General features: G+C 68.7%; 14 protein-coding genes. 4 read left to right on the top strand and 10 right to left on the bottom strand.

Annotated elements, in window-relative coordinates; translation table 11 throughout:
* Window positions 1–145: 145 nt before the first annotated feature.
* Complete coding sequence (locus QIY60_RS08630; RefSeq protein WP_283141880.1) at window positions 146–1,315, top strand: AAA family ATPase; 1,170 nt, start codon at window positions 146–148, stop codon at window positions 1,313–1,315.
* Window positions 1,316–1,901: 586 nt separating this feature from the next.
* Here QIY60_RS08630 and QIY60_RS08625 read toward each other — a convergent pair.
* Genes QIY60_RS08625 through QIY60_RS08615 form a run of 3 tightly spaced genes read right to left on the bottom strand, consistent with a single transcriptional unit; the run spans window position 1,902 to window position 3,446 of the window.
* A complete protein-coding gene (locus QIY60_RS08625; RefSeq protein ID WP_283141879.1) occupies window positions 1,902–2,741 on the bottom strand; it encodes a helix-turn-helix transcriptional regulator in 840 nt (279 codons plus the stop codon).
* Window positions 2,738–3,253 (bottom strand): DUF6879 family protein, encoded by a 516-nt coding sequence (locus QIY60_RS08620; protein WP_283141878.1) that lies wholly within the window; start codon window positions 3,251–3,253, stop codon window positions 2,738–2,740. The genes QIY60_RS08625 and QIY60_RS08620 overlap by 4 nt, the downstream gene beginning before the upstream one ends.
* Entirely contained in the window at window positions 3,237–3,446 is a 210-nt protein-coding gene (locus QIY60_RS08615) for a hypothetical protein (RefSeq protein ID WP_283141877.1), read from the bottom strand. Before QIY60_RS08615 ends, QIY60_RS08620 begins: the two co-directional genes overlap by 17 nt.
* Before the next feature lie 233 nt (window positions 3,447–3,679).
* Between QIY60_RS08615 and QIY60_RS08610 the strand changes: the two genes are divergently transcribed.
* On the top strand, window positions 3,680–5,125 hold the full coding sequence (locus tag QIY60_RS08610) for a recombinase family protein (protein WP_283141876.1): 1,446 nt from the start codon (window positions 3,680–3,682) through the stop codon (window positions 5,123–5,125).
* A gap of 134 nt (window positions 5,126–5,259) precedes the next feature.
* Here QIY60_RS08610 and QIY60_RS08605 read toward each other — a convergent pair whose 3' ends face one another.
* The 4 genes from QIY60_RS08605 to QIY60_RS08590 form a co-directional block, all read right to left on the bottom strand.
* Entirely contained in the window at window positions 5,260–6,630 is a 1,371-nt protein-coding gene (locus QIY60_RS08605; protein ID WP_283145862.1) for a replication initiator, read from the bottom strand.
* Window positions 6,631–6,939: 309 nt separating this feature from the next.
* The gene (locus tag QIY60_RS08600; protein ID WP_283141875.1) at window positions 6,940–7,137 is read right to left on the bottom strand and encodes a hypothetical protein; all 198 of its coding nucleotides are present in this window, start codon (window positions 7,135–7,137) and stop codon (window positions 6,940–6,942) included.
* Window positions 7,134–8,435, bottom strand: a complete 1,302-nt coding sequence (locus tag QIY60_RS08595; RefSeq protein ID WP_283141874.1) for an FtsK/SpoIIIE domain-containing protein — start codon at window positions 8,433–8,435, stop codon at window positions 7,134–7,136. Before QIY60_RS08595 ends, QIY60_RS08600 begins: the two co-directional genes overlap by 4 nt.
* Window positions 8,435–8,788, bottom strand: a complete 354-nt coding sequence (locus tag QIY60_RS08590; protein WP_283141873.1) for a hypothetical protein — start codon at window positions 8,786–8,788, stop codon at window positions 8,435–8,437. The genes QIY60_RS08595 and QIY60_RS08590 overlap by 1 nt, the downstream gene beginning before the upstream one ends.
* Before the next feature lie 173 nt (window positions 8,789–8,961).
* On the opposite strand from QIY60_RS08590, the gene QIY60_RS08585 reads away from it, so the two are divergent.
* Window positions 8,962–9,741: a GntR family transcriptional regulator gene (locus QIY60_RS08585; RefSeq protein WP_283141872.1), complete on the top strand. Its 780-nt coding sequence runs from the start codon at window positions 8,962–8,964 to the stop codon at window positions 9,739–9,741.
* Window positions 9,742–10,148: 407 nt separating this feature from the next.
* Here the strand turns inward: QIY60_RS08585 and QIY60_RS08580 are convergent, their stop codons facing one another.
* The 3 genes from QIY60_RS08580 to QIY60_RS08570 form a co-directional block, all read right to left on the bottom strand.
* Window positions 10,149–10,439, bottom strand: coding sequence for a hypothetical protein (locus QIY60_RS08580; RefSeq protein WP_283145861.1), 291 nt, complete (start codon window positions 10,437–10,439; stop codon window positions 10,149–10,151).
* Between the two features lie 294 nt (window positions 10,440–10,733).
* Window positions 10,734–10,979 carry a hypothetical protein gene (locus QIY60_RS08575; protein ID WP_283141871.1) on the bottom strand — a complete coding sequence of 82 codons (246 nt, stop codon included), beginning with the start codon at window positions 10,977–10,979 and terminating at the stop codon, window positions 10,734–10,736.
* Between the two features lie 223 nt (window positions 10,980–11,202).
* A complete protein-coding gene (locus QIY60_RS08570; RefSeq protein ID WP_283141870.1) occupies window positions 11,203–11,622 on the bottom strand; it encodes an ATP-binding protein in 420 nt (139 codons plus the stop codon).
* 116 nt (window positions 11,623–11,738) lie between these two features.
* Here QIY60_RS08570 and QIY60_RS08565 point away from each other — a divergent pair, with 116 nt between their 5' ends.
* A complete protein-coding gene (locus tag QIY60_RS08565; protein ID WP_283141869.1) occupies window positions 11,739–13,031 on the top strand; it encodes a hypothetical protein in 1,293 nt (430 codons plus the stop codon).
* The last annotated feature ends 10 nt before the right edge of the window (window positions 13,032–13,041 follow it).

Here is a 13,041-nt window from a genome sequence, read left to right as displayed (position 1 = left end):
CCCACCCGCCCACCCTACGATCCCGCACTGACACACCCGGTGAACAATTTCCGCCGCCGGTCGATCGCCGGTCGATCGCCCGGCGACTGGCAGACGGGCGATCGTCAGACGGCGATTGTCAGACCCCTTCCCTACGCTCGAAGGCATGATCACCACACTCGCCGTCGAGAACTACCGGTCCCTGCGGCACCTCGTCGTGCCCCTCGACCGCCTCAACGTGGTGACGGGCGCCAACGGCACCGGGAAGTCGTCCCTGTACCGGGCCCTGCGGCTGCTCGCGGACTCCGCGCGCGGCGGCGCGGTCGCCGCCCTCGCGCGCGAGGGCGGGCTGCCGTCGACGCTGTGGGCGGGCCCGGAGAAGACGAGCCGCGCGGTCCGCGAGGGCCTGCGCCCGCTCCAGGGAACGGTCCGCACCGAACCGGTGAGCCTGCGGCTCGGCTTCGCGGGGGACGAGTTCGGTTACGCGGTCGACTTCGGGCACCCCGGAGGCGCGGCGGGCGACCCGGACTCCCTGTTCACGCTCGACCCGGAGATCAAGCGCGAGGCGATCTGGAGCGGCCCGGTGCTGCGCCCGGCGTCGGTGCTCTCCGAGCGGGCGGGGCCGGCGGTGAAGGTGCGCGCGGCGGACGGCACGTGGCACCGCTCGTCGGGCGAGATCCGGCCGTACGACTCGATGCTGGGCGAGCTGGCCGACCCGCAGCGGGCGCCGGACGTGCTGGCGGTGCGCGAGCAGATCCGCGCCTGGCGCTTCTACGACCACGTCCGCACCGACGCGCACGCGCCCGCGCGGGGGACGCACATCGGCACGCGCACCCCGGTCCTGAGCGGGGACGGCGCGGACCTCGCCGCCGCGCTCCAGACGATCCGGGAGATCGGGGACCGGGAGGCGCTGGACGCGGCGGTGGACGCGGGCTTCCCCGGCAGCCGGGTGGAGATCGACCTGGTGGGCGGCCGCCTGGAACTCCGGCTCCGCCAGCACGGGTTGCTGCGCCCCCTGACGGCGGCGGAACTCTCCGACGGCACCTTGCGCTACCTGCTCTGGGTGGCCGCCCTGCTGACCCCGCGCCCGCCGGCCCTGATGGTCCTCAACGAGCCGGAGACGAGCCTGCACCCGGACCTCCTGGACCCGTTGGCCGACCTGATCCGTACGGCGACGGCCCACACCCAGCTGGTGGTCGTCACCCACGCCCGCCCCCTGGCCCAGGCCCTGTCGCGCCGGGCGAACGTCATAGAACTGGTGAAGGAGTTCGGCCGCACGGTGGTGGAGGGCCAGGGAATGCTGGACGAGCCGCTGTGGCACTGGCCGAAGAGGTGAGCGGGGGGTACTCATCCGGGGGCGGGACGGGAAGCAGGAGGCGGCGCGAGCCGCTCCCCCGGCGTCCCCGCGATCCTCACGGAAGCGTCCCCGCGCCCGGCCCCCTCAGGGCGCCCCAGCCGCCACGGCCTCCGCGATCCGCACGGCCACGTGCGCCGGGACCATCCCCACGTCCACCCAGGGCGTACCCCGGCCACTCACGCTGGGCCGCAGCCGAACAGCCTGCCCCTCAGGCACCCCCAACCCCTCAAGAGCCACCTTCAACGCCTGCGTGGCTTCCTGAGCCCGATCCCAGCCACCGCGCCATTCCTGCATCTCCATCAGTGCGCCGCCTCTCGATGCTGACGCAACTCCACATTGCGGTCGGAGACTCCGCTGTAGTCACCCCGCGAGCGCGCATTCTCTCGCGCGACCACGACGGACAGGCAATGGGAACAGCCGGGTGCGGCAGAGGGTTCGGTCGGTGGTTCCGTCAGTCCGTATCCCTGCGGTTGCTGCGTTTTCATGTGGTCTCCTTGCCGTTGTCTCTGACACGGCAATGATCCGCCCGGCCATAACGGCATCCCAGCTTCATTCACGTTGTGGACTAAAGATCATCGCGGCAAGCCGCCGACCACTCCCGCAACTTCCCCCTGGCTGCTTCATCGAAGAGGGTCCGCTCTTCGTATCCGGCGAACTCGTCGAGATAGGTCCTGATGTCCCGTGCGTCCCTGAACACTATGGACCCAGTGGTCAGCTCGGCCGTGACCATCCTGTCGTCATAGATGGTGAACGTATTCAACGGGAGTCCTGGCGTGCGTGTACCGACAGGGATGACTCCCAGCCGCACGTTCGGCAGGTGGGTGAGTGAGGTCAGCCGGTCAATCTGTACGGCCATGGCGTGAGGGCCGACGAGTGGGAACCGTACGGCTTGCTCGGTCAGGATGAACGTAAACCGTTTCGACGTGTCGTAGAGAATCTGTTGGCGCTCCAATTTCCCCGCGACGGCCTTGCTGGTATCGGCTGGTGAATGGGCCAAGCTGGCCCGGACGTATTCCGGAGTGGCGAGCAGACCAGTGATCATTGATAGCAGGAAGTACCGCATGTGCGCGGAGGAGGCTTCCAGCGCCTTCAGCTCCGCTTGCCGAGTCCCCAGCCCTGTGCGTCGCAGATTTCGCAGGTTCCGCCACTCGGTGTTCGCGAGCCGAGCCAGGGACAGGGCCCGGTCGATTGCTTCCGGCGGAGCGTCGACGCCCCTCAGGTACTGCTCCACGTCCACGATGGACGGCCGCACCCTGGCTTTCTCGATCCGGCTCACCTTGGACTGAGAGATGTTCATTCGCTTGGCAAGCCGGTCCCCGGAGAGACCGGCCGCTTTGCGCAACCCTTTCAGCGTGGCCGCCAACTCTTCTGTTGACCGGCCGAGCTGTTCAGGCTCGAACGTCACCCGCTCACATACTCCGAGAAGGGCGCCGACTCGGCTACCGCGATCTGCTGGTACTCGATGAACGGCGCGGGATCACCCTCGTACAGTTCGCGACTGATCTGCCTGTCGTTCGGCGCGTAGTTCATGAGCACCACCGTGGAGCGATCGAAGAGCCAGAAATCCTGAACGTCGGCCAATGGGTTCTCTCGGTCGGTCACATCAAGGATACGAATATCCTCTCCGGCCAAGACGTGAGGCTCGTAGTATCGAGAGAACTCAAACCGCAGATACTCGGAGAGCGGGCGGGTGAGGATGCGAACGCGTCCGTTCGTCCTGCCTTCCGCGCGCTGCCCCTTAATGCGGTCGGTGTAGCTGGACCTGTAGGCCTGTGGGTAGATTCGCTTACCGTCCCTGAATGCCTGGATCTCTGTCTCTTCCTGTGGCATCAGGTATTGCGGAAGTGTTTCGAGTCGCCAGGCTTCCGTGTGGAAGTCACGGAACATCGCTCGCCACTCATCACCATCCAAGAGCACGCACGGCCTCCCGCAGTACCTCTTCCGGGATCTCGACGAGACCTTCCCCGGCCGGTGGTGTGAACGTTCGGGAGAGGTCGCCCTGGACGACGATGGAGCCGGAGGCGGTGCGGTGGACATTCGGGCAGTCCTCTTCTCCGCACGGGCCGCCGTTGCCGTTACCGGTGAGCCGGGTCAGTTCTTCGCGCGCCATTGCCAAACCCCCTGTGTCGGGGCCCTGGTTGGGGCCTGCTCACCACGACGGTACGAGGGGCGGGCACAGCCGTCCATGCGCGAACGCGACTATGCGCGTCTTGGCATAAACCCGTGTCGTGCACAAGGGCCTAGCCGCTCGGTTGCCACTGGCTCAGCCCGTCAGCCGTCCGCCTTCGCCACCCCGATCGGGCAAGAAACCCCCGTCCCTACGAGGGTGTAGCAATGTGACCCATGACGCGACGAGCCGGAATCTATGTTCGGATCAGTCAGGACAGGGGCGGCGCCGGGCTTGGCGTCGCGCGCCAGGAGGAGGACTGCCGGGCGCTGTGTGCGCGCAAGGGGTGGGACGTGGTGGCCGTCTACCCGGACAACGACGTGAGTGCGTACTCGGGAGCTCCCCGGCCGAAGTGGCAGGAGCTGCTGGGGGACATCAACGGGGGCGTGGTCGACGCGGTCGTCTGCTGGCACGTCGACCGTCTTACCCGATCTCCCCGCGAACTGGAAGACGTCATTGATCTCGCGGACCGGTGCGGCCTCGAACTGGCCACTGTCACAGGTGAGATCGACTTGGCCACGCCGACCGGTCGCATGATCGCGCGCATGCTGGGGGCTGCCGCGCGACACGAGGCGGAGCACAAGTCCGAGCGTCAGAAACGCCAGAGGCGCCAGGCCGCCGAGGCGGGCAAGGTCGCCGGAGGCGGTAAGCGGCCGTTCGGCTATGAGGACGACCGGATGACGATCCGGGAGAAAGAGGCCAAGTACATACGCGAGGGAGTGAGGCGCGTACTGGCGAACGAGAGCCTGGCGAGCATCTGCCGGGACTGGCAGGAGCGGAAGATCGTCAGTGTGGCGGGCAAGTCGTGGAAGCCCAGCGGGTTGCGGCGCTTGCTGGCATCGGCCCGGATCAGCGGGCGCCGGGAGCACACGCCGCGTAGTTCGTGGGAGAGCACCAAGCCCTTACTGGGGGAGATCGTTGCCGATGCGGTATGGCCGGGGATCATCAGTCATGAGGACTCGGACCGGGTGCGCAGGGTCCTGAGCGACCCGGCCCGCCGGACGACTGTCGAGGGCTCGACGAGGCGAAGCTACCTGCTCTCCGGTGTACTCCGCTGCGGGAAGCCCAAGGCAGATGGCAAGCCGTGCGGGTGGGGGATGATCGGCCGCCCGAGGAGCGGAGTTCGGCGCTACGTCTGCCCCAACACCCCTGGCACAGACGCCTGCGCCGGTACGGCCACCAACACCGAGCGTACGGACGATCACATTCGGGACATGGTGCTCGCGGCTCTGGAGTCGGGCGCCCTCATGGAGCGACTGCGGGGGCAGGACACGGCAGGCAACGACCTGTACGACGAGATCCGGACCGATGAGCAGGAACTCGAAGAACTGGCCCGGGACATGGGGGAGCGGCGTATCAGCCGCAAGGAGTGGATGATCGCACGCGAACCGATCGAGGAGCGGCTGGAGCGGAACCGCGCGAAGCATGCGAAGGTCTCGCGGGTAGCTGTGCTCATGGGGTTCGTCGGTAGCTTCGAGGACATGCAGGCTCGTTGGAAGAGGATGAACAACTCCCAGCGACGGGCGATCATCAAGGCGTGCGTCCGGTCGATAGAGGTACGTCCGGCGAACCCGCACAAACGGTGGGACCCCGACCGTTTCGTCTTCGACTGGGTCGCGTAGCGCGGTCAGTCCCGACGGGCCGCGCGGGGTTGATGAGGGTGAAGACCTGTGCGACTTTCTCGATCACGGCAAGGTCCTCGATCACTGGCGGAAGCCCTTGCCTGGCGCGAGAGGCCGTGACTCGCTCTCTGAGCTCATCCGGCACCAAGGGCGCCCCCATCCGGTGTGCCGATGGCATCCCGCGCCGCTTCCCTGCTCGCGGCCAAGTCCTCTGCGGTGCCTGCGGCAATGAGGGAGGCGCCGGGGGTGTGGCCGGAGCCGGTGTAGCGCCACTGGGCTTCGGTGATGCCGTCCGGCATCTCGTGGTGGCCCTGGTGTTGGGCGCGGTCGGCGCGTAGGGCGGTGTAGGTGGTGGAGTAGGTGCGGGATTTGGTGAGGATGTGGCCTCGGTAGCCGAGGGTGTGGGTCCAGGGGCGTAGGCGCAGGGGTGCGTATTCGGGGAGGCTGCCGAGGTGCCAGCAGGTGTGCATGAGGGTGCGGACGTGGTCGGTGACGCGGGCTGTGTCGATGTCGTGCCGGGTGGTGAGCGGGTAGTCGGTTCCGGCTCCGGTGTCGCTGGCGCTCTTGGTGACGTACTTCGCGATGTACGCGGCCACTGCGTCGTCGTCTGGTCCGCCGCCGTCGGCGCGTAGCGGGCGGATGTCGATCTGGACGCCCCAGCGCAGGGCGAGTTCACCGACGGCAGGGCTGTACGGGGTGCGGACCACGACCCGGTGGACAGAGGCGCGTACGGCGTCGGCCAGGCGGTCGGCGGTGCCCCAGGGCGGGGGTTCGTCGGCGGGTCCGGCCGGGCCGTCGAGGCGCACGACGGCGTGCACGTGGACGGCGGCGCGCTTTTGGTACTCGGCGACGCAGGCGAAGGACAGCCGGGCGTGCTGGGGGAAGTGGGACTGTACGAGCCCGGCCGAGGTGGCGAGGCGGCGCCGGACGTCGCGGGTGAACCGGTCCCACAGCATTCCCGCGTGCGCGTGCCACAGCACGTGGGCGGGGTAGTCGTAGCAGTCGGCGCAGAGCGGTTGGCCGACCTGGGGAGCGTCCGTGTCGTGGATGGCGCCGCAGCCGAGGGGGTGCCCGTGTTCGCAGGTGCTGCCGTCGCGGCGTGGTCGGCACCGTTCCCCAGCGCGGTGGACGGGCCCGAAGGACGGGGCGGTCAGGGTGATGAAGAGGCGCGGCCGGTCGCGGACCGCCGGGGGAACGTTCTTGCCGCCGACCAGGCCCGCGCGCACCAGGTGGAAGGTGTCTCCGGCGTGGAGTCGGGAGCACGGACCGCAGACGGTCGCGCGGCGGTTGCGGCAGCGGATCAGGAGGCGTCCGCCGGGTTCGGTGCGGGTGTCGTAGTGGTGCAGGATCTCGCCGGTCGCTTCGTTCCATGTGGTCGTGGAGCCGGAGAGGTGGATCGGGTGGGCACAGCCGCCGGTGGCGCGTACTTGGTCGAGCCAGCGGGCGAACTGGGGGTCTTGGGCGAGGCGTATCGCGTCGCGGTCTGCTTCGGAGAGCTGACGCAGGCGCGCCGCACGGTTGAGGTGGGCGCGCCTGTCAGCCGGGTTCGGGGTGGACTCGGGGGTGATGGCGGGGACCTTCCGCAGGGGGCCGCCGTGGCGGCCGGGTGGATGGTGGGCGGGGTGGCGTTGTCCATGCAGGTGCTCCTTCGGGTGGTCAGGTGGGGTGTGGGGTGGTTCAGCGGATGGTGCCGGTGCCCCGGCAGACGCGGCATCGGCGGCGTCGTCCGGTCCACGTGGTGCGGGCCCCTTCGCCCTTGCAGGCCGGGCAGCGCACGCGGCTCATGGGCATGACGTAGCTCCTTCCTGCTCGGGTCAGGGTGAGGTGAAGCCGTGCAGGAACCAGGTCACGAGCCCGTCGATGGTGAACAGGACCGGAGTCTGACCGAGGTACATGCCGAACAGGCCGATGCAGACCGCTTCCCAGGCCCGCACATCGCGGGAGCGCACCAGCAGGACGCTGATGATCCCGAAGACCACGACGAGCGGCAGCGCGGATGATTCGCTGATCATCGGGCGCCCCCTGCCTGCGCGGCGAGGGCGCGGTCGAAGGCGGGCAGGTGAGGCGTCATGGCCGCGTACTTGCGTGCGGTCGCCGTGGCTTCCTCGGTCGGCGTGAGGTGCGAGCGGGCCCGGGACCAGCCGCCGTCCGGGGCGGTGCAGACGGCCACGCCCTGTTCTTCGGCGGTGATGGACTGGGCGACCGCGACAGCGTCCTTGTTGAGGTCCCCGAGGGTCATTTCCGCCGTGCCGGGGTCGTTGACGCGGTGGCAGATGCGTCCGGCGAGTTGGGCGCGCAGTGCGGTGACGCCGGGGCCGAGGTCGGAGCCGACGCGTTGTCCGGCGACGACCAGGTGCATCCCGAGCGCGGCCCCGAGCTGGGCGATGCGCAGCAGCAGGACGGAGCACTGCTCCGCCTCACTCTTGCTTTCGCGGGTGCCGTCTGAGAGGTAGAGCTCGGCCAGTTCGTCGACGATCACGACGACGGGGGCGGGCCGGAGCTTGTCGGGCAGTTCCCAGATCGAGCGGGCCCCCGCCGCCCGGCAGATCAGCATGCGCTCCTGCATGTCGGTCACGAGCGCGGCCAGCACGGCGACTGCCTCACGTCGGCACGTCGTCAGGGCACTCAACCTGGGGGAGAACAGACCGAGTTCCATGCCGCCCTTGCAGTCGATACCGACCAGGGCGACCGGCTGCGGCGCGAGCTGCGTGATCAGCCGGGCCAGCAGCGTCGACTTGCCGGACCGGGTGGCGCCGGTGATGAGCCAGTGCGGCACCAGGCGCAGGTCCATGACCCAGGCGCCGCCACTCTCCAGTGCGCCGATCAGCGCCGACAGCAGGACTGCGGGTGCCGTTGCCAGGCCCGGCCGCTCCAGAGGATCAACAGCCGTTGCGGTCAGCAGCACGCGGCCACGTTCGGGCGAGGTGACGCGTACCGCGTGGACCCTCCAGGCGTGCATCAGCGCGTCGGCCGCCTTCAGGTACGTGGCGGGGGTCTGCCCCGGATGCAGGCGCACGATCACCGTCAGGCCCATGCGGGTGGCGCGCGGGAAGGAGAGGCGCGGCGCGATGGGCCGCAGCGGGTCACCCTTGACCACGATGTCACCGATCAGGCCGCGCGGCGGACGGCGGGAGACGGACAGGTCGTTGAGCATCGCGACCTTGCGCCAGGTGAAGATCACCCGGCATGCGGTGAGCGGGTAGCCGGTCACGTACCAGTGCCAGGCTGGACGAGTCCGCCGCAGCAGATCACCGAGGACCAGCGCCCAGGCGAGTGCGGCGAGCGCCAGCGCGAGCAGGATGGCACCCATCACGCACCACCCGCCTTCGGTAAGGCACTCGGAGCCGAGGCAGGGACGGGCGTGATCGCATCGGCCCGGAAGCTGATCCCGTGCCGGTCACCCATCGACCAGGCGAACGCGAGCAGCCCGGTGACCTTGACGATCATTCCTTCCTCGATGCCCTTGGGCTCGCCGCTCATCGCGATCTCGATCACCGAGATCCTGCGGGCGTCCTGGCGGACCGTGACGGCCACGGTGTACATCGGGTTGCCGTCGCGGTCCCTCTTCACCTCCCCGGTCTCGGAGTTGGTGATCTTCTTCTCGGGTGCGATGGCGCACCGCAGTACGCCGAGTCGTGTCGTGTCCACGGGAATGGACTGCATGATCTTGGCCTCCTAGGCCGCTCACGACGCCAGCCAGATACTGACGTCACTTGTCCTTACGAGTGATGACTATGAGGCTCTGTACGGCGCAGGGTCAAGTACTTATGCTGACGAGTGATGTCGCGCGTGCGACGTGCCTATGTCCCCACCACACCCACGACAAAGGTGTCCAGATGAGCGAGATCCAGCGCCCCGGAGCCCTCTACCAGCAGGTCGCCGCCGCCATCCGCGAAGCGATCCTCTCCGGCGAGTTCACCCCCGACGCACCGCTCCCCTCCGAGGCCCAGCTCATCGAGCGCTACCAGGTCTCGCGCCCCACCGTCCGCAACGCGATTGCCGCACTGCGCGCGGAAGGCTTGATCGACGTCCGGCACGGCAAGGGCAGTTTCGTCCGCTCCAGCGGCCTGCCCGCCGTGACGATCGAGCGCCGCATCAGCCGCACCACCGGCGGACGGTTCACCACCCACAACGGCGAGGCCTGGGACGAGGCCGAGGAACCCAAGACCTACCGCTCCCACACCACCAAGGCCACCGGCGCCCTGCTCGAACTCGGGGAAGAAGAAGCCCTCTTCGGCTGCGACCGCCTGCTCACCGACCCGGCCACCGGCACCCGCACGATGCACCGCACCCTGATCCCCTTCGCGACCGCCGAGGCGATCTCTGGCCTGGCCGACGCACCGGACACGCCCCCACCGACGATCTACGCCCTGCTGACGAAGGCCGGGCACAAGCTGTGGTGGTCCGAGACGGTGCGCGCCCGCATGCCCCTGCCCGACGAGCGCGCCGCCCTGCACCTGCCTGACGCGACCCCGGTCCTGCACACCAGCCGCGTCACGCACGGCACCGACGACCGGCCCCTGATCCTCGAAGAGCTGCGCGTCGGCGCGGACCGGGCCGAACTCGCCTACAAGATCACCGCCGACCAGCAACCCGCCCGGCGCACCCGCACCTGAGCGCCAACGGCCATCGGTCGAAACAGTCTTCACTTCCTCAAGGGCGCGCCTGCGGCGCGCCGGGCCGCCCGGCCGCCCCGGCCGGGCATGCGGCGTGACCGCCGGTCCCGGCCGGACGCCCGACGCCCCACACCACACGCCCAAGGATGTAGAGCGCCGACCGGCCGACGAGGGCCGGTGTCCACGGGGCTGGGGGTCGACGGCCTCCGAGACTTTAGGCAGCTCCCATGGGGCGAGCCTCGAAGAACAGGGGGCCCATCGGGCGCAGACGCGGGCAGGGCAGGTGCCCGCCCGATTCGCCGGGCCAGCGTAGGGCCCCCTGTTCACTCGCCCCATGGCAGCTACCGCCCAAAGTCTCTGCGGTCGGCGACGTGCCCACGCGCGCCACCCACCAGGCGAAACGCCCCTCACGGCGCCGCGTCACCATCATCGTCGGCGGCCCGCTCCAGGCACCGCGCCAGCCGGTCCACCACACCCGGCCAGCCCGCCAGCCGCACCACCCCACGCCCGTCCCCGGTCGTCGTCGCACTCGCCCGCAGCTCCGACAGCTCGAACCCCGCCGCCAGCAGCGCCCGGTTCAACCGGTCCGCCGCCACCCGCGCCTCACGCCAGCCCGCCAGGTAATCCACCCCCGGCGACCACAGCCCGACGTCCATCTCCACCGCGTCCAGGCCGTCGTACAGACCCTCGCCCTCCATGCCGCTCACGACAGTCCACCTCTGTCCAGTCTCGGGTAGTACCGGATCAACTCCCTTGTGTGCCAAGACAGAAGCGCAGCACAGCGGCCCCGGATACCATCTGGCACCGGGGGCCGCAGTGTCCCCAACCGGGCCACCCTTCGCTTACCAGGGCATGGGGTGGCCCGGCCCACTTCTGGCCTCGGAGGGCCAGAAGTCATCAGCCGTGCAAATGCGGATCGCTGATCACCGCCAACGGCACATAGACAGTGATCCAGAAGATGACGATCCCGAAGGCGAACAGTCGCTGACGCATCAGCCCGCCCCGTCGCGCTCAAGTAACGTCGCCCTGAAGAACGACGTCGCCACGGCCCGGAATCCGGTGTGGCCGGTGGCGCCCGCGTGCCGCAGGCACCACAGTTCGGGCACCTCCTTGCCGTCCGAGGCTTCGGACGAGTCGTTGCATGTCGTGCACTGGCTCTCGAAGATCGGCCTGCTACCCGAGGTGTCGAGCTGCAACACCCAGTCCGCGAACCGCCAGACCGCCCGAGGGGTCGTCATGGCCGCCCCCTTCTCGACTTCCCTCGCGCAGCCGGGCCGCTCCGGCTCACCGTCAGCACGTCACGAGCCTTCACCCGTAGCGCTGGGCCGGAGCGGAAGAGCAACACCACCTGCGACCCGCTGGAGGGGTGTCGGTCGGCGCGGATCGACTTGACCTCTCGCCACTGACCGCGCGTGTGGACCAAGTCACCGCGCTGAACCCGCAGCGCAAGCACCCGAGCCATCACGCCTCATCCCCTGCCGCGTTCACCACGGCCCACACCGACTTGCCGATCCCGTCCCGGTCGTCGACGCCCCAGCGAGCGGCGAGGCTGTCGACGAGGATGAGTCCCCATCCGCCGGTCTCTCCCGGTACGCGCGCCGCGGGAAGCTCGTCGTCCGCGTCGTGGACCTCGATGCGGACGCCGTCTCCTTCACGCTGATACCGCGTCTGGATCTGGCTCCCAAGTGGCACATGTGTGTGCCGGACCGCATTGGTGATCAGCTCGGAGAGCACCACCAGCGCCGTGTCTTCGACGACGCCCAGGTCCCAACCGGCCAGGGTCTCCCGTAGCACGGACCGCGCCCTACCGACGCTGCGAGCGCTACGGGCCCAACGGCGAACTACCGTCGTCCCGTTCGTCACTGCCGCATTCGTCTTCATGGCACCAGAGTTGCGGCGAGCAATCGCCCGAACGACCTCAGCGCGATTACCCACGGTGGGTAACATCACTGGGACACGCCACAGCGATCCACGGAGCCGATCCCGGAGCGTCGCTCATGTCCAAGACCGAGGCGTCACAAGATCTCCCGGTGCGCTTGTTGAATGACGCCGAGATGATCGAAGCCTGCCGCGAACGCGACTTCTCGGAGATCTTCAAATTGGTGAAGCGGGCCGGTATCTACCCCGCTCTCATCGCCCGTCGCTGCGAGCTGACGCCGAGCCGTGTCGGTGAGGTGATCAAAGGGCAGCGGGTCATCAAGGACATAGCGGTGATCGAGCGAGTTGCTGACGGCCTGCGCATCCCTGGCCACATGCTCGGCCTCATGCGGCGGGGGTGGGAGGGCGACGAACGGGCTTCCCTGTCCACGTCGTTGACAGTCGGTGATTCGAGTCTGGCCCCGACCCCGGACGAGCTTTGGGTGGCGTCCCCGGGCGAGGACATCACGGACCCTCAGTTCGCCACGACTCTCATCGAGAGCCAACTCCCGCTGCATTACAAGAGCGCCAACTACTTCGGCGCACGTCAACCACTTGCCACGGTCGTCCACCATGCACAGACGATCGACCGCCTGTTGCGGGATGCCAATGGTTCAACCCGGGACGAGTTACTTCGGCTCGGCAGCCGGATTGCCGAATTCCTCGGCTGGCTGTACCAAGATCTCGGGGACTTCCCCACAGCGGGATACTGGTCTGACCGGTCGATGGAATGGGCCCAGGAGGCGGCCGACGATCACATGCAGTCGTACGTACTCTTCCGGAAGAGCCACCAGGCCGCCTCGCAGGCGAACGCTGAACGGGCGATCGGATTGGCGCGCGCGGCCCAGCGGGTGCCGAACCTGACGTCGGGAATCACCGCGCTGGCCGTTCAACAAGAGGCCGCGGGCTACGCGTTGCAGCACAACCCCAGAGCGGCGCTGGCGAAGTTCGACGAGGCACACGAGTACGCGTCACAGCCCACGGTGAACGACCCACCGACCACGCTCGACACCTCGTACTGCACCCCTACGTACATCGAAATCCAGCGGGCCAACTGCTGGATCGATCTAGGCGAACCCCTGCGTGCCGTCCAGCTCTTCGAGGACGAGATCGCCGCCCTGCCGCAGATCTACCGGAACGATCGAGGTGTCTATCTCGCGCGGCTCGCCCGTGCGTACGCCAAAGCCGGTGAGCCCGAACAGGGAGCCAAGGCCGCCACGAAGGCTCTAGCGATCGTCACTCAGACCGGGTCGGCACGAACGCTCGCCGAGTTGGAGGCCGTGACCCACGCTGCCGGGCCACAGCGGAACGTGCCCGCTGTGGCGACGTTCATCGAGCGCTTCGAGATCGTTCGCGACCGACTCGCTACCTAGTCGGACCGCA

This window comes from Streptomyces sp. BPTC-684 (genome assembly GCF_030028635.1).
Lineage (GTDB): Bacteria > Actinomycetota > Actinomycetes > Streptomycetales > Streptomycetaceae > Streptomyces > Streptomyces noboritoensis.
This window is presented reverse-complemented; position numbering and strand designations above follow the sequence as displayed.